This window comes from Micromonospora sp. DT46, assembly GCF_049841735.1.
GTDB classification, from domain to species: domain Bacteria; phylum Actinomycetota; class Actinomycetes; order Mycobacteriales; family Micromonosporaceae; genus Micromonospora; species Micromonospora reichwaldensis.
In genome coordinates, this window is sequence record NZ_JBNCKW010000005.1 from 551,347 (window position 1) to 570,851 (window position 19,505).

At 69.3% G+C, this 19,505-nt stretch carries 12 protein-coding genes; 9 read left to right on the forward strand and 3 right to left on the reverse strand.

The annotated features are described in order from the left end of the window. Nucleotides 1-79: 79 nt before the first annotated feature. Nucleotides 80-874, reverse strand: a complete 795-nt coding sequence (locus ACLQ20_RS16820) for a class I SAM-dependent methyltransferase (RefSeq protein ID WP_425856334.1) — start codon at nt 872-874, stop codon at nt 80-82. Between the two features lie 165 nt (nt 875-1,039). Between ACLQ20_RS16820 and ACLQ20_RS16825 the strand changes: the two genes are divergently transcribed. The 3 genes from ACLQ20_RS16825 to ACLQ20_RS16835 are packed head-to-tail and all read left to right on the forward strand — an operon-like array spanning nt 1,040 to nt 3,683. Beyond that, nucleotides 1,040-1,345: a DUF6403 family protein gene (locus ACLQ20_RS16825; RefSeq protein WP_151453699.1), complete on the forward strand. Its 306-nt coding sequence runs from the start codon at nt 1,040-1,042 to the stop codon at nt 1,343-1,345. Further along, the gene (locus ACLQ20_RS16830) at nt 1,342-2,712 is read left to right on the forward strand and encodes a hypothetical protein (RefSeq protein WP_327029271.1); all 1,371 of its coding nucleotides are present in this window, start codon (nt 1,342-1,344) and stop codon (nt 2,710-2,712) included. The genes ACLQ20_RS16825 and ACLQ20_RS16830 overlap by 4 nt, the downstream gene beginning before the upstream one ends. Next, nucleotides 2,709-3,683 carry a hypothetical protein gene (locus tag ACLQ20_RS16835; protein WP_327029272.1) on the forward strand — a complete coding sequence of 325 codons (975 nt, stop codon included), beginning with the start codon at nt 2,709-2,711 and terminating at the stop codon, nt 3,681-3,683. Before ACLQ20_RS16830 ends, ACLQ20_RS16835 begins: the two co-directional genes overlap by 4 nt. Nucleotides 3,684-3,867: 184 nt before the next feature. Here ACLQ20_RS16835 and ACLQ20_RS16840 read toward each other — a convergent pair whose 3' ends face one another. Further along, nucleotides 3,868-6,129, reverse strand: a complete 2,262-nt coding sequence (locus tag ACLQ20_RS16840; protein WP_327029273.1) for a hypothetical protein — start codon at nt 6,127-6,129, stop codon at nt 3,868-3,870. Nucleotides 6,130-6,318: 189 nt separating this feature from the next. Between ACLQ20_RS16840 and ACLQ20_RS16845 the strand changes: the two genes are divergently transcribed. From ACLQ20_RS16845 to ACLQ20_RS16855, 3 genes are read left to right on the forward strand one after another with little or no spacing between them, the layout of a single operon-like run. Continuing rightward, complete coding sequence (locus ACLQ20_RS16845; protein WP_327029274.1) at nt 6,319-8,436, forward strand: N-6 DNA methylase; 2,118 nt, start codon at nt 6,319-6,321, stop codon at nt 8,434-8,436. Beyond that, on the forward strand, nt 8,433-10,481 hold the full coding sequence (locus ACLQ20_RS16850; protein ID WP_425856338.1) for a type I restriction-modification system subunit M: 2,049 nt from the start codon (nt 8,433-8,435) through the stop codon (nt 10,479-10,481). Before ACLQ20_RS16845 ends, ACLQ20_RS16850 begins: the two co-directional genes overlap by 4 nt. A 29-nt stretch (nt 10,482-10,510) precedes the next feature. After that, nucleotides 10,511-11,815, forward strand: coding sequence for a restriction endonuclease subunit S (locus tag ACLQ20_RS16855; RefSeq protein WP_327029276.1), 1,305 nt, complete (start codon nt 10,511-10,513; stop codon nt 11,813-11,815). A 142-nt stretch (nt 11,816-11,957) separates the two neighbouring features. Here ACLQ20_RS16855 and ACLQ20_RS16860 read toward each other — a convergent pair whose 3' ends face one another. After that, entirely contained in the window at nt 11,958-12,482 is a 525-nt protein-coding gene (locus tag ACLQ20_RS16860; RefSeq protein WP_425856340.1) for a UTRA domain-containing protein, read from the reverse strand. 26 nt (nt 12,483-12,508) lie between these two features. Between ACLQ20_RS16860 and ACLQ20_RS16865 the strand changes: the two genes are divergently transcribed. The 3 genes from ACLQ20_RS16865 to ACLQ20_RS16875 are packed head-to-tail and all read left to right on the forward strand — an operon-like array spanning nt 12,509 to nt 19,232. Further along, a complete protein-coding gene (locus ACLQ20_RS16865; RefSeq protein WP_425856342.1) occupies nt 12,509-14,410 on the forward strand; it encodes an AIPR family protein in 1,902 nt (633 codons plus the stop codon). Continuing rightward, on the forward strand, nt 14,407-17,583 hold the full coding sequence (locus ACLQ20_RS16870; RefSeq protein ID WP_425856344.1) for a type I restriction endonuclease subunit R: 3,177 nt from the start codon (nt 14,407-14,409) through the stop codon (nt 17,581-17,583). Before ACLQ20_RS16865 ends, ACLQ20_RS16870 begins: the two co-directional genes overlap by 4 nt. Before the next feature lie 20 nt (nt 17,584-17,603). Next, nucleotides 17,604-19,232: a serine/threonine-protein kinase gene (locus ACLQ20_RS16875; RefSeq protein ID WP_327029286.1), complete on the forward strand. Its 1,629-nt coding sequence runs from the start codon at nt 17,604-17,606 to the stop codon at nt 19,230-19,232. Nucleotides 19,233-19,505 lie beyond the last annotated feature (273 nt).

The following is a 19,505-nucleotide window of genomic DNA, read 5'->3' on the forward strand; positions in this document are numbered from 1 at the left end:
GTCTCGAAGCGGACAGCCGGACGGCCTCACCCGGCTGCGCGCCTCCGACCGCGAAGGCCCGGCGGGCGCCTGCGGGCGGTCAGGCCGGCGCCGTGCCCCGGACGGCCCAGGCCCGGGCGGTGAGCCGGATCGAGCCGTCCGGCGCCACGGGCAGGCGGGCCGCGAGCAGGTCGCGCAGGCGGGCGCGCTGCGGCGCCGTCAGGGAGGCGACGTACGAGGGGGCGGGGCCCTGCCCGCCCAGGAACGGCGTCCAGTAGTCGTCGACGTCCGCGAACACCATGGGCACGTCGACGGGCCGGAGCGCCACCGCCGTCAGGCCCGCGTCGGTCCACATCCCGCGCAGGGAGCCCGGGTCGCACCCCGCGAACCGGCGCCCCTCGTCCCGTTCGGCCACGGCCGGGTCGAGCAGGGCGGCGGCGTCCCAGAAGTGCCGCAGCAGCGCCATGCCGCCGGCGTAGTCCCAGACGTAGGCGGCGGCCACCCCGCCGGGGCGGACGACCCGGGCGAACTCGGCGACGGCGCGCGCCGGCTCGGGCACGAAGTTGACCGCGAGTCCGCTGACGACGACGTCGACGCAGCGGTCGGGCAGGGGCAGCGCCCGGGCGTCGCCGACCTGGAAGGCCGCCCGTCCGTCGCGGACGGCCGCGCGGGCGTACGCGACGAAGCCCGGCGAACTGTCGACGCCCGAGACGTGCCTCGGGTCCCCCAGTGCCAGCACGGTCGACGTGAGCGCGCCCGTGCCGCAGCCCACGTCGAGCCAGCGGCGGCCCGGTGGCACGGCCAGCCACCGCAGGAACTCCCCCGCGACGGGGCGGCTCCACCGGCCCACGTACGCCTCGTAGGCCCTGCCGTCCGCCCAGACCGGGTGCGCCATGCGGAGACGATACGACGCCCCGGCGTGCCGGGCCGACCGCAGGCCAGAGCCGGTGAGGGCTGGTGCGCACCGATTCGCCTCGATGAGCCAGACTCGGTCGTACCCCTGCCTGCCCCGACAGCTCCCGAGCGCACCCCCGTACCCCTCGCCCGATGGTTGGAGCGCATGTCCCACACCCTCCTCGCCTGGTTGGTCGGCGGCGTCCTGCTCGTGGGCGCGGGCTTCGCGACGACCCTGCTGCCCCGGTGGCGGGCGCGGGGGCGGGAGCGCCGGACCGCCTGGTCCGCCGCCCGCGCGGCCATCGACAGCGCGGCCGTCAGCCGGGACGCGGCGGTGACCCGGGTGCCGCAGGCCGAGCAGTTGCTGGCCCGCGCCGAATCCATCGCCGCCGGGCGCGGCGGGGCGTCCGCCGCCCGGCAGGCGGCGCAACACGCGAGAGAGGCCGACCGGCTGTGGCGCACGCACCAGTGAAATCGCGCAGGCGATACCGGTACGAGCTGCTGCGCTGGGCGCTGCTCGGCGTCGCCGTGGTCGTCCTGGTCGTCTTCCTGCTCGCCCAGCGGCAGAGCGTCGACGTCAGCTACGGCCGGTCGCCGGCCGCCCCGGCGAAGATCGACGAGGGCTCGGCGGGTGAGCTGAGCGACGCGAGCGTGCCCTCGGTGGACGAGATGACCGCGCTGATGGCCGCCGAACCCGTGGTGCGGCTCCCCGGCGCGACCGCACGCTGGAACGAGCAGCGGGTCCGCGAGGCCGCCGGCGCCGAACCCGTCCGCATCCTGGTCGCGCCGCCCGGGCTCGACGAGGACGAACGCAAACGGGTACGGGACGTGAAGAACGCGACCGTCCGGGTGATCGGCACCGAGGTCAGCGGCGGCATCTACCAGGCCGTACCCGACACCCTGCCCGGCTGGCGCGCCCAGTTCGCCACCGCCGACGTGACAGGCCTGCTGGTGGCGTTGATCGCCGCGCTGCGGGAGGCGCCCGACCCGCCCGAGCACGACGAGCTGCGGTGGCGTGACCCGACCGACCGGGAGCTGGCCGCCGTCGCCGCCGACCTGCGGGCCACCGGCCTGCACCTCGGGGCCGGGGCCACACTGACCGGCATCCCCGACAAGGCCGCGCGCAACGCCTTCCCGGACGGCGCCCGGTACGTGGCGCTGCCCGCGCAGCCGTTCGGCGAGCCGGTGCCCCGGTACGGTCCGGCGCTGGCCGAGCTGTTCCCGGGCACGCCGATCGTCGTGATGTACGGCCTCTGGATCGAGTACCACGGCCCGGCGGCCGACGACTTCGCGGAGCTGGCCGGGGCGAGTTTCTACGGCCAGTTCGGCGGCCGGCTGAGCCGGTACGACTACCCCCAGGGCAACATCCTGACGGCGTACCTGAACCGGGTCACCGACCTGCGCTACTCGGGGCTGTTCGACCGCCCGCTGCCGTACCAGCCGGTCGACCCGCTGCGGGTGGCGCTGCCCGCCCTGCCGTGGCTCTTCGCGGGCTGCGTGGCGACGTTCCTGATCCTCTCGGTCCGGTCGCTGCGCCGGTCGGACGCCCTGGTGGTCCGGCGGGGCGACCCCGGGCGGGGTGGCACGCCCGCCCGGTTGGCCGGTCTCACCGCGCTCGCCGTCGAGATGTCCCTGCTCACCGACGCCCGCAGCGATCCGGCGCTGACCCGGGGCATCGTCAAGCTCCAGGCCGCCCGCGCCGCGCTGGACGAGGGGCTGCCGGACCGCCACGTGCGGACGTTGCTGGACGAGGCGGCCGACGAGCTGGACGACGGCGCCCGGACGTTGGGAGTCGCCAGCTACCGCCCGCACCTCTACCTCCGGGGCAGGTTGTCGTGAGCCAGTCCGTACGACGTCGGCTCGCCGACCTGTTCGGCACGCCCTTCGGCGTCGCCGTCCTGGCCTGCCTGGCGCTGGCCGGCTGGGCGTTGTGGACCGGCGGGGCGCTGGACGGCCCGGTCGCCCGCCACGTGCGCGCCTCCTCCGTGTACGTCGCGCCGGGCGTCGAGCTGGACCGCGCGGCGGCCGAACGGATCATCGGCAACCGCCGGCTGGTCGTGCTGATGCTGGCGCCGGGCGCCGACCTCAGGCAGGGCTGCCGCCAGGTCGAGCGCGCCGCCGACGGGACCGTCGTGCTGGTGATGAGCCGCGACGGCGACGAGTACGACACCTACGGGTGCGCGCTGCTGCCCGGGCGCGACGACGGGAACTTCGGCCGGGCCTTCGTGGCGGAGATGGCCGTCAGCCGGGGCGTCGACACCTTCGCCGACCGCCCCCTGGAGGCGCTGAAGGTCGTCACCGTCAACTACGACCTGCTGGTGAAGGCCGGCACCGTTCCCGACGGCGCGCGGACGATCAGCCCGTCGCTGCCCCGCTTCCTGCTCGCGGCCGCGGCCATCGTGGCCGTCGTCGCCGGGGCGACGGTGCTCTACGTCGGTGGCCGCCGCGCGGGCCGGCTCGCGGACGCCCGTCGCCGCCGCCGCGACGACAGCGCCGACGCCCGCAGCGCGCTCAGCGCCGCCGCCGCCGTGCTCGCCCAGCAGATCATCGACCTCGACCGGTGGTACGCCATGGCGGAGCGCCAGGCCCACGTCGACGGCGCCAAGGAGACGTTCGGCAGGAAGTACCTGACGCTGACGTCGGACTACGCCGCGCTGCTCGAACGCGTGACGGCCGTGGACGCGGACGACGAGGACGCCGTACGCCGACTCGTCGAACGCGTCGACGCGTTGAGCGGGCGCGCGTCGGCGCTCACCGAGGACGGGGCAGGGCCGAAGGCCGCCTGGAGTCGCAGCGCACGTGGTGACTGATTAGTGTCAGGGGACGGACGGGCTGGTGGCGACCCGCACCCCGGCAGAACTGCCGTCAGGTCGAGCGCGCACGGAGGGACCGTGGTGCTGGTGATGAGCCGCGACGGCGACGAGCACGACTGCACGGGTGCGCGCCGCTCGTCTCGACGACGTGCGGCAAGCACAACCCACTACGGTCAGACTCTCACTCCAGCACGATGTCGAATTCCTCGGTGGCCTCCGAAACGATCTCCGCGACATCCTTCAGGAAGCGGTTCTGGTCCGGCGATGCGCTGACAGTCGGCACCGGGGCGCCCTTGTCGTAGATGTCGGAGGCGATGATGCGGGCGCGGACGAACGTGGATCCCTTGCCGCTCTGGTTGTAGGCCGTCTGCCAGCTGCGCTGCACTTCGTGCTGGAGCCTGCGCCGGGCCAGATCGATCAGCTCCCCGGTCACGGCATTCGATACCTCGTCGATGATCGTCTGCCTCTCGTCGTCGCTCGGCTGGCCCCCGTCCCAGCGCACCGGCTGCTGCAGCATGAGATATACCTGCGCTTGCAGCGCATAGCGGAGATCAGCGACCGGCTTGAGGTTGTCGTATTCGTCCACCCACCCTTCCGCCAGGCGGCGACTCAACGCCTTGACGCGGGTCCAGTGCTCCTTCCGCGCGTCCGGGTTGAACTCGAACCCGAGCAGTCCCCGCCACCGCAGGTGGAAGCTCTTTGCCGCTTCGGTCACCGCGAGGGAGAGATTCATCCGGTCGTAGACCGGCCGGCTGGGGCCAGCTTCGACAGCCTGCTCCGGGTGGGCCAGGGCGTCGACCAGCCGTTGGAGCTCCTCGATCGACCGTCCTCCCATTCTCTTCTTCGCGTTGAGCGGCTCGTGGATCCCGCCGACGAAGAACCGTGCGCAGTCGAGGCGGCGACGCAGGACGCGCTCGGCGGCCGGGCCGAGTTCGTCGCCGATCGCCTTGAGCACGTTCTCCACGGAGGCGAGCACGTGCTCCTCCCGGGCGGAGAATGTCGGCAGGTTGTCGCCCTTGACCTGGTCGAAGTGAGTGAAGAGGAAGTGCAGTTTCATCGCGTTGCCCGAGACGGCGATGCCCTTGAGCGCCGCCACCGGGGCCGCCTGCATCGGCTGGGCCGCGTTGTCGACCAGGAGCACGGCGTCGACTTTCTCGAGCTGCAGGGCGACCCTGGTCGAGAGGGTGGCAACCGACTTCGGGGTGTGGCCGAGACCTTCGCCGTCGACCAGGACGAGCTTGGCCGGCTGGGCGGCCCACTGCGGTACGAACGGGCCACTGACGCGGATGCCGTTGACGAGCGGCGTGAGCAGGCGACCGAACAGCGGGGCGTAGTTGCTGGAGAATCTGGTGACGTTCTTGATGAACGCCGTTCTGTCGTCGGTGCTCCAGAACCAGCTGACCGGCCAGTCCTGCCGGTTCCGCCGTAGGTCACCGACTTCCAGCGTGGTGAAGCGCTTCTCGATCTCGTCGATCAGGGAATCCACGATGCCGTGGAACTCGTCGGACTGCCGCAACGCGGTGTCGAGGTTCTCCTCGATGTATTCGGCGACGGCCCGTTCGTCTTCCTCGCTGGGATCGAACGCGTCCCGGGTGTCGCTGGCATATCGCTCGACGATCGCCCGGACCGAGCGCACCGCCTTCTGGATCACCTGCTGGGTGAACTCGATGTCGACCTGGCCGTACTCGGTCGGGTCGACCTCCTCGCCGTCGTCGACGTCATCGTCCACAAGGTCGTCGGCGGCCGGCGCGGTGGCACGGCCCAATACGTAGCTGAAACGGAACCGCTGGTTGACGTGATCGAGAAGCTGCCGGACGACCTCGGCGTCGCCCTTGCCGTTGAAGGCGGCCAGCGCGGCGGCTGACACGTTGTCACTCAGGTAGTCGATCACTTCGTCGCGAGGCGTGAACGTCACGGCGGCGTGGTATGTCTCGTCCGTACTGGTGATCAGCTCCGTATCGGCGACGGTCGTCTTCGCCGTCGACGTGGACGGGAAACGCTCGGTCTCCGGATCGGTGCCGAGGAGCTGCCGCACCACCGTCGTCTTGCCTGCCCCGGTCGTGCCGAGCATCATCACGGTCTCGTAGCCGTCCGCCGCGGTGGGGAGCGGAAGAAGCTCTTCGCGTACGCCTGCGAAGTCGAGCTGCACAGCCTCCCCGTCCTCGTAGAAGATCTCCACGATCCGGGCGTCGAATCGCGCTTCGGCGCTCGCCCGTGCGGTCGGCTCCCAGAGGTCCGGGGTGCGCAGGATCTCGTTGAGCTGTTCGACCATCCGGGCGGCCTCGGCGTCATCGGCCGTCCCGAGCGCCCGACGAACCCGGCGGCCGGGCTCACCCGTACCCGCATCGATCCTGCTGGGGTGCCGAAAGATGACCGACCAGCTCTCCCGGCTCTGGTTTCGGCTCTTGGCGGCGGTGTAGGAACTCTGCACGGCGATGGACACGGAGGGTCCTCCTGGAGGGGGGTGGCAGGCCCGGGGGGTCGAACGCGGGCAGGGGGAGATGAACGACCGGCCGCGCCTTGATGAAAGCGACCCTAGCACACTTTTCGCTGAAAGCGCCGTCAAACAGCCTAGGCGCGATCGGGCCCGTGTAGGGTGACGGCGAGACGCAGGACCACTGACAGGACGCCCATGCCGCAGCCCACCCAGGTGACCGCCGCCGAGATCTCCCGGCTGGCCGGGGTCACGCGCGCCACCGTGAGCAACTGGCGTCGGCGTCATCCCGACTTCCCCGCCCCGTCGGGCGGGACGGAGACCAGCCCGGCGTACGACCTGGACGCCGTCCGGGCCTGGCTTTCCGCGCGCGGGCAACTGCCTGCCAGCTCCCCCACCGACGATCTGCGCACGGCCCTACGGACCAGCGCAACCGACCTCGCCCACCGAAGCAGACTGTTGCCGCTCGTCGTCGCGGCGAGTCGCGTAGCCGACAGCGAGGTGGAAAAAGCCGTCGGGCTGCCCGATGACCAACTGTCCGCATGGGCTGCGAAGACAAGCCGGTCGTACGCGGTCGACATCCCCGGCGTCGGCAGTCTCACGGGTCAGCCCGACGCGGCCGAGGTGCTTCGTGCCGTGCTGCGTTGCGTCAACGAGGTGGGCGCGGCGCAGACGCTGGAGGTATTGGCCGAGGGCGACATCGGGGACGGCAAGGCCGGGGGCGCCTATCGCACGCCACCGCCCGTCGCCGATCTGATGGCGGAGCTTCTCGCCGGCCCGGGTGAGCCGTACCCGGATCGGGTCTTCGACCCGGCCTGCGGGGTGGGTGGGCTGCTGCTGGCCGCCGCCGGGCGGGGGGCACACGAGTTGTACGGCCAGGACGCGGTGGGGGTGTTCGCCGCGCAGGCTGCCGCCCGCCTCGCCGTGCAGGCTGGCGGGACGAAGGCACAGGTCCAGGTCGGTGACAGCATGCGCGACGACGCGTTCCCGACGTTGGCCGCCGACGCGGTGCTCTGCACCCCGCCCTACGGCCACCGCGAGTGGGGCCACGAGGACCTGGCGTACGACCCTCGGTGGCTGTTCGGGCTGCCGCCGAAGGGCGAGTCGGAACTGGCATGGCTGCAACACTGTCTCGCGCACCTGACCCCGGGTGGCCGTGCTGTCCTGCTGATGCCGCCGGGAGCCGCCTTCCGGCCGTCGGGGCGACGGATCAGGGCCGAGATGGTCCGCAGCGGTGCGCTACGTGCCGTCGTCGCCCTGCCTGTCGGGGTGGCCCAGCCGCTGCACATCGGCCTCCAGTTGTGGCTGCTCGAACGGCCGCACCCGCAGGCGACCCTGCCGCCGACGGTCCTGATGGTCGACAGCGCCGGCACCGGAACCACTGACACCCGCGACACGCCGGACAGGCGCTCCACGTTGGACTGGCCGGCGATCCGCAGCGCGGCGCTCGACGCCTGGCACGAATTCGACCGACACCCCGACAACTACGATCCCGTTGCGGGCGTGGCACGGGCCGTCCCGGTCGTCGACCTGCTCGACGAGGCGGTGGACCTGAGCCCGGCGCGTCACGTACGTGCCGCCCCGGTCGCGGCGAAGCCCGACGAACTCGCCGAGATGGCGTACGAGCTGAGGAGCCGGCTGCGGCTGGCGGCCAGCGGGCTGGTGGCCCTCAGCGGCGGTCACACCTGGCCTCCTGCCGGCGCCGATCCCCGATCCTGGCGGACCGCCACCGTCGCCGACCTGCTGCGGGGTGCCGCCCTCACGCTGCTCCGCGCGCCAGCGGCGATCCGCGGTTCGAGCCCTGCCCTACAGGACTCCGAGCTGCCCCGGACACTCACCGCGCGGGACGTGGTGTCCCGCCGCCCGGCCTCGGGTGCCGGCGAGGAGGAACGCTCGGACGAGGACGTCACCATCGAGGCGGGGGATGTCATCCTCCCCGAGATGCTGCACGAAGGCGTGAGCACCGCGCGCGTCGCCGACGCCCGCGACGCCGGCCACCTCCTCGGCCGGCACCTCCACCTCCTGCGTCCCGACCCGGCCCGCCTGGACCCGTGGTTCCTGGCCGGGTTCCTGGCCGCGGAGGACAATCTCAGCGCCGCGTCGTCCGGCACCACCGTGGTCCGGGTCGACCCCAGACGCCTGCGGATCCCCCTGCTCCCCCTCGACGAACAACAGCGGTACGGCAAGGCGTTCCGCCAGCTCCACGCGCTCCGAGTCGCGGCGGACATCGCCAACCGCCTCGCCGACGAGACCGCCCGCACCCTGGCCGCCGGCCTCACCGGCGGTGCACTGCTCCCACCGGAAGGATCACGTTGAACAGCAGTAAGCACACCGAGCTGGCGAATCACGCCTGGTCGGTCGCCGACCTCCTGCGCGGCGACTACAAGCAGTCCGACTACGGCAAGGTGATCCTGCCGTTCACGGTGCTGCGCCGGCTGGAGTGCGTCCTCGACCTCACCCGGGACAAGGTCCTGACGGAACACGACCGCTTCAGGGGCCAGGACGTGGACGTCTCCCGGTTCCTGCGCCGCGCGTCCGGGCACCGCTTCTACAACGTGAGCGGCTACACGCTGAAGTCGATTGCCAACGACTCCGGCCAGACGGCGAAGCACCTGCTCGCCTACATCGGCGCGTTCTCCGAGAACGCGCAGGAGGTGATGGAGCGCTACGAGTTCGCCCAGCAGGTCCGGCGGCTCGACAGCGCGAACCTGCTCTACCAGGTGGTCGGCCGTTTCGCGGACCTCGACCTGCATCCTCACCAGCGCGACAAGAAGACCGGGAAGGTGATTCTCGGCGAGGACGGCAAGCCGGTCCCGAACGTCACGAACCACCAGATGGGGTATGTCTTCGAGGAGCTGATCCGGCGCTTCGCCGAGCAGTCCAACGAGACCGCGGGTGAGCACTTCACCCCGCGCGAGGTCATCGAGCTGATGGTGAACCTGCTGGTCGCCCCCGACGACGACGCGCTCAGCATCCCGGGCACCTCGCGCACCGTCATGGACCCGGCCTGCGGCACCGGCGGCATGCTGTCGGCCGCCGAGGAGCACATCACCCGGCTCAACCCGTCCGCCACCGTCACCGTCTTCGGCCAGGAACTGAATCCGGAGTCCTGGGCGATCTGCCGGTCCGACATGATGATCAAGGATCAGGACCCGGACAACATCAAGTTCGGCAACTCGTTCAGCGACGACGGCCACCGCGGCGAACACTTCGACTACCTGCTGGCCAACCCGCCGTTCGGCGTGGAGTGGAAGAAGGTCAAGGACGAGGTCGAGAACGAGTACGAGACGCTCGGCGAGAGCGGTCGGTTCGCTGCCGGCCTGCCCCGGATCAACGACGGCTCGCTGCTCTTCCTCCAGCACATGATCTCGAAGATGAAGCCGGTCACCCTCGACGGCAAGGGCGGCAGCCGGATCGCCATCGTCTTCAACGGCTCCCCCCTCTTCACCGGGGCGGCCGAGTCCGGCGAGTCGCGCATCCGGCAGTGGATCCTGGAGAACGACTGGCTCGAAGGCATCGTCGCCCTGCCCGACCAGCTCTTCTACAACACCGGCATCTCCACCTACTTCTGGATTCTCACCAACCGCAAGGCCAGGGGCCACCGGGGCAAGGTCGTCCTGCTCGACGCCCGCGACCAGTTCGCCAAGATGCGCAAGTCGCTCGGCGACAAGCGCAAGTTCGTCACCCCCGACCAGATCAAGGACATCACCCGCCTGTACGCGGAGGCACTCGACGTCGCCCAGGACGGCGAGCACCCGCAGCACGGCAAGGTGAAGGTCTTCGCGAACGAGGACTTCGGCTACCGCCGGATCACCGTCGAACGCCCGTTGAAGCTCCGCTTCGAGGTCACCGACGAGACGCTGACCGCGCTGGCCGTCTCGAAGCCGATCCAGAAGGTGCCGGACGTCGAGGCGCTGACCACCGCGCTGAAGCCGCTGATCGGGCAGGTGTGGACGACGAAGCGGGCCGCATGGGACGCGCTGCGGAAGGCGATGGCCGAGGGCGGCGTGCCCTGGCCCACCGGCACGCCGTTCCAAAAGGCGATGCGGGACATCATCGGGGTACGCGACCCCGAGGGCGAGGTGCAGCTCGTCAAGGGCGAAACGGAGCCGGACACGGAGCTGCGCGACTACGAGAACGTGCCGCTGCACGAGGACGTCGAGGAGTACCTGCGCCGCGAGGTGCTCCCCCACGTCCCGGACGCCTGGATCGACCACGAGAAAACCAAGATCGGGTACGAGATCCCCTTCACCCGCCACTTCTACGTCTACAAGCCCCCGAGGCCGCTGGCGGAAATCGACGCGGAACTGAAGGCACTGGAGGCCGAGATCCAGGCGCTGCTGGGCGAGGTGACCGAGTGACTGCAACAGCGCCTACAACATACCCCCAGGTGCCACTTCGGCGCTTCATCAACGAGATCGTCGACGGCCCGTTTGGCAGCTCCTTGACAAGTAGCCATTATTCTGACGAGGGCGCACGCGTCGTCAGACTCGGGAACATTGGGTCCGCCTACTTCCGCAACACCGACGCCGCTTACATCCCGTTGGACTACTACACACACTTGCAGCGTCACACAGTAATTCCTGGCGACTTGCTCATAGCCGGCCTCGGCGACGAACGCCATCCGGTCGGGCGCGGTTGTATAGCCCCAGACAACATCGGCCCCGCGATAGTTAAGGCTGACTGCTTCCGCGCACGGCTAGACGAAAAGCGACTAACGCATCGGTTCGCCGCCTGGGCACTCAGCTCATCATTCGTTACCGATCAGGTAATTGCACTAACACGCGGCTCCACACGGTCTCGGATCAACCTCGATGTGGCGCGTGATATACGGCTCCCAATTCCCCCACCTCTGGAGCAACACCGCATTGCCGACTTCCTCGACGCCGAGACCGCGCACATTGACAGACTTGCGGCGGATCGGATGCGACAGCGCGCCATCCTGGAAGAGCGCTCGTATGCCGAAGTTTCCGAGACACTGATACCTGGTGTACTCACTGCAGGGAGGGGGACGTCGCCGTGGCCTTGGTTGCCCAACATGCCCGAAGACGTCCCCCTGGTGCGACTCGGTTACGTGTGTCGGTTGCAGAATGGTTTGACCGTAGACGGCAACCGCGACGTGAGCGGCGACGCCGTGACTCGTCCGTACCTACGGGTGGCGAACGTGCAAGCCGGTTACGTGGACCTTGCGAACGTCACTGAAGTGACTGTGCCGCGCGAGACTGCGAAGCGGTGCACGCTGCGCACTGGCGATGTTCTGATGACGGAGGGCGGAGATCTAGATAAGCTCGGCCGAGGCACCGTATGGAATGGCGAACTGCCCAACTGCCTGCACCAGAATCATGTCTTCGCACTTCGTCCTGAGTTGGACCGACTCGATGGCGACTACCTGGCGCTCATGACCCAGACGATGCACGGACGCTGCTATTTCGAGAGCACGGGTTCAAGAACAACCAACCTGGCCTCGACGAACAGCAGCAAGATCCTTAGTTTCCCCATTCCGCTGCCGCGTGTCATACGCCAACGCGAACTAGTGCGAAGTGTCCGCAACCGGCTCGACGCCATCGCCCGCCTGAGACGGGAACTGGATCAACAGCTTGCGCTACTCACCGAGCGTCGCCAAGCACTGATCACTGCCGCTGTCACTGGCCAGATCGATATCTCCACCGCCAGCGGACGAGGAATCGAGGCCTGAGCCGGCTGCTGGGACTGCATTTACGCGTTCTCGCCGTGCGACGGGGTTGCGAAAGGGGATTCATTTGGATTTGCGAGGAGAGCGCCCCATCGAAGCTTAGGAACTGAATCCGCCCAGCCCTCCGTCCGGAAACGAGGGATTCCTACCCGCCGGATGGCGTCCACGGGTCGATGGGCATCTCGTAGACGAGCCGGTACCTGCCGCCAGGGAACACGATGTCGGCGGTCTCGACGGCGGTTTGGCCGGCGTAGTACGTGCGCTCGACAGAGATCACCCACATGCCGCCGCGTCTGTCGAGTTCGAGGGCTTCGGCCTCGTCGGGCATCGCCGGTCGGGTGATGACCTCCTCGACGAAGCGGTCGATGGCCACGCCGATGGAGTCCATGCGGGCGACCACGCCGATAATCGGCCCTTGCTCGGGGTACTCAACGGGGGTGCCGCCCGTGATGGTCAACGGCTCGTACGAGTCAGCGAGTTGGATTGGGGTGTCGTCGGCGAGGTACCGGTACTTGGTGTGCATGACCATGTCGCCGGGCTGGATGCCGAGTCGTTCCGCGAGAGGGGCCGACGACGGAATCTTCCGGCTGTCGGCCTCCCAACTCGGTTGTTTGCCTGCGGCTTCGCTGTCTCGGGCGAACGGCGACGTGCTGCCGATGCGCTTGCGCATGTCCCGGGAGTGGGCGCGTCGATGCAGTGGCCATCGACAAGAACGCGTCACACCTCTGGCTGGTCCAGGCCAAGTGGAGTGACAGCGGCAAGGGGAAGTTCGCCGTTGCCGACGCACTGAAGTTCATTGAGGGTCTTCGTTGTATTGACGCGCGCAGGTTCGACCGTTTCAACGTCCGGTTTCAGAACCTCGCGGACCAGGTAACCGCCGTGCTCAGCAACCGGGGGTCGAAAATCACCCTGGTACCCACCGTGATGCGGACCGAGCCACTCGCGACCGACGTCGTGCAGCGGCTCTCCGACGCGCAGGAGGAGTTCAACCAGTTCGGCAACATGCTCGACCAGCGCACCTACCTGGCCCGCGACATCTGGGAGGTGGTCCGCAACGACTTCGCGGAGCCGCCCATCCCGCTGACTGCCAAGATGCAGGACTGGATCAGGGTTACCGAGCCATACGAGGCATTCCAGGGGATCGTCTCGGTCGCCGACATCGCTGAGTGGTACGACACTCACGAGGACCGCCTCTTTGACCGCAACATCCGGAAGCCGCTTGGCATTACCCAGGTCAACCAGGGCCTGACCGACACGCTGACCGCCGACCCGCACAACTTCTGGTTCTTCAACAACGGAATCACGGTGCTCTGCGACACGGTGGATCCCGACTACTTCCAGCGTGGGGCAAGGCGGTCGCCGGTCACCCTCAAGCTGGAAGGGGCCAGCGTGGTGAACGGCGCGCAAACCGTCCACGCGATCCACCGGGCGTTTCGCAAGGACCCTGAGGCGGTCGCTGACGGCTACGTGACCGTCCGGGTCATCTCGCTCAGGAACTGCCCGCCGGGCTTCGCCGACGCGGTGACCACGGCCACCAACACTCAGAACCGGGTGGAGCGGCGCGACTTCGTCGCTCTGGATCCCGTGCAGAGGCGCATCAAACAGGACTTCCTTCTCTCGCTGCAAAAGACCTATACGGTGAAGCGCGGGGAGCCGGAGCCCTCAGCGGAGAGCGGGTGCTCGGTGGAGGTCGCAGCGATCGCGCTGGCCTGCGCGCACCGGAACTCTGATCTTGCCGTCCGGGCCAAACTCGGCGCGGATCGGCTGTGGGAGGAAGGCTCCCAGGGCGCCTACCACCTGTTGTTCAACGTGCAGGACCAACCTTCCGCCTACCAGATCTGGCGTAGCGTCCTCATCCTGCGGGAGGTCGACGCCACGCTCCACCGCACCGCGAAGGACCGTCAGGCGCGAGCCGAGGCGATCGTGGAGCGCGGAAATCGGCTGATCGCACACATCGCCTTCCAACACTTGGACCTCGACGGCATCGACGAACCCGACACCGACTGGGACGCGATCCTGGCTCAGGTGCCGAGGGTGGTCGAGCGCGCCACGGACTGGCTCGTTCACCACGTCGACGCCGAATTCAAGAAGCAGCTGGTGTCCAGTACGCTTGCCGAGCCCGAGCCCTGTCGCACCCTCGCCGGCCTGGTGCTGAGAGATCTGCAGAGCGGCGCTTCGGTTCCCGACCTGCCGCAGGAATACCGGCCGGTGAGGAGCGTCCCCAGACAGCGCCGACGCAATGCCGTCCCCACCCTGGTCGATGCCAACCGACTTGCTGAGGGCACGCCACTGACGTTCCGGGCAATCGGGCAGCCCGAGCGGGACGCACTGGCCGCCTGGCTCGCGGCCGACTCGAATCGGGGGGCCGCGACCTGGGTCAACCAGCGGGTGCGACCGCTCCTTTGGGCCGCCGACGGGAAGCGCTACTCCCCATCCGGGCTGGTGCAGAAGATGTGGCGGTTGGCGGAGTGGAGCAAGGCGCCCGTCGCTGCCCAGGGAACTGCCCGATGGTGCAACGCGGAGGGGAAGTCCCTGTCGAGGCTGGCACTGGACACCCGGAACGACGACGACCTCGGCGACCTTGACGAGGACGCATGAGCCCCATCCATCACGAGTCCGCCTTCGGGGACGCGATCGTCGCCGCGCTCCTCGCCAACGGCTGGGAACGCGGCGACAACGCCGACTACCGCCCCGATCTCGGCCTCGACACCGCCCAGCTCTTCACTTTTATCGGCGCCACCCAGGCCGCCGAGTGGAAGGAACTGATCGCCTTCTACGGCGACGACCAGGCGGCCGCGCAACGCGGATTCGTCAAGCGCCTGGACCAGGCCATCGCCACCGACGGGCTGCTCGACGTGCTCCGCAAGGGCGTCAAGGACCACGGCGTACGGCTCCGGGTCGCGTACTTCAAGCCGTCCTTTGTCGAGTCCGACGCGATCCTCGCCGACTACCGGCGCAACCGGCTCACCGTCGTGCGGGAGCTGGCGTACGCGACCAAGCAGGCCGACCGGGGCAACCGGCTGGACCTCGCGCTGTTCCTCAACGGCATCCCGGTGGCCACCGCGGAGCTGAAGAACCCGCTCACCGGCTCCGGCGTCGAACACGCCAAGGAGCAGTACCGCACCGACCGGGACCCGACCGAGCTGATCTTCTCGCGGCGGGTGCTCGCCAACTTCGCCGTCGCCCCCGACCGGGTCTTCGTCACCACCCAGCTGCGCGGCAAGCCGACCCGGTTCCTGCCCTTCGACACCGGCTCGGCGGGGCCGGGTCGGCCCGGCGGCAGGGGCAACCCGCCCGCCACGGAGCACGGGAAGTACGCCACCTCCTACCTGTGGGAGCAGATCTGGCAGCGGGACAACTGGCTCGACCTGCTGGAACGCTTCGTGCACCTGCACCGGGAGAAGGGCACCGACGGGCGTACCCGAAAGTCTCTGATCTTCCCGCGCTACCACCAGTGGCACGCGGTGCGGAAGCTGGCGGCGCACGCGGCGCGGCACGGTGCCGGCCACAACTACCTGATCATGGCCTCGGCGGGCTCGGGCAAGTCGAACACCATCGCCTGGCTCAGCCACCGCCTGTCGTCCCTGCACGCCCACCGTGACGTGGCCGAACTGGACCCCGGCGCGGTCGCCGCCGGCCTCACGCCCGGCTCCCCCGTCTTCGACAAGGTCGTCATCATCACCGACCGGCGGAACCTCGACGCCCAACTGCGCGCGACGGTCGGCAGCTTCGAGCAGACCGCCGGCCTGGTGGTGAACATCGACGAGAGGCAGGGCTCGAAATCCGAGCAGCTCGCCAGGGCGCTCTCCCGCGAGACGGGCAAGATCGTCACCGTCACGCTGCACACCTTCCCGGCCCTGGTGGACTACCTCAAGCGCAACCCCACCGAAATCCAGGGCCGGCGCTTCGCGATCGTCATCGACGAGGCGCACTCCTCCCAGTCCGGCGAAGCGGCCGGCTCCGTCCGGGAAGTGCTGCGTGACCTGGGCCTCGACGCCGACTCCGACGACCCGGGAGCAACCAGTGTTCCCGCGCCGGCCGGCACCGAGGCCAAGCTGAAGGCCAAGGCGCGCAGGCGGCACCGGGCCGCCAACCTCTCCTACTTCGCGTTCACCGCCACGCCGAAGCACAAGACCCTCCTCGACTTCGGCACGCTGGGCGAGGACGGAAAATTCCACCCGTTCCACACGTACTCGATGCGGCAGGCCATCGAAGAGAAGTTCATCCTCGACCCGCTGCGCAACTACGTCACCTACGACACCTACTGGAAGCTCGTCAACGGCAACCCCGACGAGCGGAAGGTCGACCGGGCCAAGGCAAACCCGCTGCTGGCCCGGTTCGCGCTCACCCACGACTCGACCGTCGCCCAGCACGCGCAGGTCATCGTCGAGCACTTCCGCACGCACACCGCCGGCAGGCTCGGCGGACGGGCGAAGGCGATGGTGGTCACCGCAGGCAGGCAACAGGCCGTGCAGATGGCCCGCTCGATCAGGAAGTACCTCGGCGACCTCCGCTACCCCGACCCGGGCGTCCTGGTCGCGTTCTCCGGCACTCTGAAATACGACGGGGAGGAGCTCACCGAGGCGAAGGAGAACGGCGGGCTGGCCGAAAGCGCGCTCGAAAAGGCGTTCGCGTACACCCGGGCCGATGACAAGGCCGCCCAGGCCTGCGGCGCCGGGCAGCGCGAATACCGGGTCCTGGTGGTCGCGGAGAAGTACCAGACCGGCTTCGACCAGCCACTGCTCACCACGATGTACGTCAACAAGACGCTGACCGGCATCGCCGCCGTACAGACCCTGTCCCGGCTCAACCGCACCCACGAGCGCAAGAGCCAGTCCGACCTGGCGGTGCTGGACTTCGTCAACGACGCGGAGGACATCAAGGAAGCCTTCCGCCCGTACTTCGAGGAAGCCGCCACCCTGCCCTCGGACCCCAACCTGCTCTACACCGCGCAAAGCAGGGTGATGTCCGCGGCGCTCCTCGTCGACGACGAGATGCTCGCCTTCGCGGCGGCCTGGCTGGCCGCCGACGAGCAGGCCGCCGGCAACACGGCGAAGTGGGAGAAGCTGCACGCCGAGCTGTACCGGCACCTCGACCCGGCGGTCGCCCGCTTCACCGAACTGCTCGACAGCGACGACGAGGAAGACCAGGCCACGGCCGAGACCTTCCGCGCCGACCTGAACGACTACGCGCGCAAATACAGCTTCCTCTCCGGGATCGTCCCCTACGCCGACGCGGAGCTGGAACGCCTCTACCTCTACGGGCGGCACCTGCTCAACCGGCTGCCCCGCCGCGACGACGGCGGCGTGGACCTCGGCGAGGTCGACCTCAGCCACCTGCGGGTCGAGAAGACCGGCGAGCACGACGTCAGCCTCGTACCGGAGGGGCCGGCCGACATGAAGGGCTTCGGCGACGGATCCGGCGGCGCGAAGGAGTCGGAGAAGTCGCTGCTGTCGGAACTCATCGACCGGTTCAACGCGAAGTACGGCACGGAGTTCACCGAGCAGGACGTCATCAAGCCCTTCCACGAGGCGCTCGCCGACCCGAAGGTGCGGCTGGCCGCCGTCGCCAACGACGAGGAGAACTTCGGCCACGTCTTCGACCCGGTCTTCGAGGACAAGATGATGGACCACTTCGACACCACCGCCGACCTGGGCCGCAAGTACTTCGACCCGCAGCAGAACTTCCGCAGCTCGCTAAACCGCAGCGCCCGCAGCGCCGCATGGCAGATGATCCGCCGCCAGGAAGGCGTCGTGGACGACGCCGCCTGAAAAGCCACTACCGTGCGGGGGTGACAGTGCGGGCAGAGCCGATCGCCGGCCGGTACGAACTGGTCGACGAAATCAACTCCGGCGGGATGGGGCAGGTCTGGCGCGGCTACGACGCCGTCCTCGACCGTGAGGTCGCCGTCAAGCTGATCCGCGCGGACGTCATCGCCTCCGCCGAGCAGGCCGAGGAGTTCGCCAGGCGCTTCCGCCGCGAGGCCCGCGTCACCGCCCGCATCCAACACCACGGCGTCCCCCAGGTGTACGACGCCGTGCTCGACAGCACCTACGACCAGGTCTACCTGGTCATGGAGCACGTGCGCGGCACCTCGCTGCGCGCCTACATCGACCCACTCCGACCGTTGCCCATCGACTGGGCGGCGGCGGTCGCGGCGCAGATCTGCACGGTCCTCTCCCACGCCCACGCCGTCCCTGTCGTACATCGGGACCTGAAGCCGGACAACGTCCTGGTGTCCGACGCCGGCGCGGTCAAGGTGCTCGACTTCGGCATCGCCGCCATGCTCCGCACCGACGTCACCCGCCTCACCGTCACCGGCAGTGTCATCGGAACGCACCACTACATGCCGCCGGAGCAGATCCAGGGCGCGCGGATCACCCCGCAGAGCGACCTGTACGCCCTCGGCTGCGTGCTCCACGAGTTGCTCGTCGGCAGGACCGTCTTCGCCGGCGGTAACGAGTTCGAGCTGATGCGGCAGCACGTCTCCGAGACGCCTCTGCCACTGCGCAAGCTGCGACCGGACGTACCGGAAGCCCTGGACGAGTTGGTTCTCCAGCTCACCGCCAAGGCGCCCGAGCACCGCCCCCGGGACGCGTACGACGTCTACGAACGGTTGCTGCCGTTCCTCCCCGCCCCGGGGTCCCATCCTCCGTCGGCCGGACACTGCCCGACCGGCGTGCCGGACCCCACGCTGCTGTACCGCCGCCCCAACGCGCCACGGCTGCGGCCGGAAGCCCCGTCCGTGCCAGACCCGCGTGAGCGCCCCGTCCCGTCGCAACCGTCCGCCGGTGGCCCTCCGACGGACCTGCGGGGAGCGATCCACGGCGCGGTGTCCCGCTCCAACGACCTGCTCGCCGAGGAGCGGTACACGCAGGCGGCGGAAGCGCTGCAACAGGTCATCGAACCGGCGGCAGCCGTGCTCGGCGTCGAGAGTCCCCGGGTCCTCGCCCTCCGTCAGCGGCGAGCGGCCATCCTCGTCATCGGCGGTGACTTCCGCCAGGCCCTGCCGGAGTTCGATGCCCTGTACTCGGCTTTCGCACGCACCGGAGGGCCGACCGGTGACGACGCGCTGGCCTGCCTACGCCAGGCCGCGCACTGCCGGGCGGAGCTGGGCCAGTCCACCGCCGCGCTGCGCCGGTTCCGGCAGGTGCTCACCCACGTCCGTGCCGCCGAGGGTGACGTGTCCTCCGACGCCCTGGAACTACGCCGCAACATCGGCATGCTGCTGCTCGCCGAGGGCAGCGTCGAACAGGCGGTGGCCGAGCTGGTGCCACTGCACGAGGACCTTTCGCTGGTCTACGGGCCGGACCACGAGGAGACCCAGGAGATCTCCGACCTTCTCACCCGGCTACGCCGCACCGGCGGTACGCGTCGGCGGACCCCTGACGACATCGGGCCAAGCGGGCTTAGCTGTTAGCTGAGCTGGGAGGTCGCGTCATGTCGGCGGCGGTTCCAACCGCTCGAAGCTCTCCATGCCGGCGAGTTCGAGCACCTTGGTCCGGGTCGCCGGGCAACCCTGCCAATCTGGTCGTCGATCTGACGGCCGGTCGGCACGGCACCCTGCTTCTCATACCAGGAGTAGAGGTTCACGGTGAGGTTGGCCATCGTGCCCGTCACGGAGCCGATCCCCTCAGCGTCGGCAACTGGCCGTCCAGGTAGGCACACACCTCCTTCGCCGACACCGGCGTCG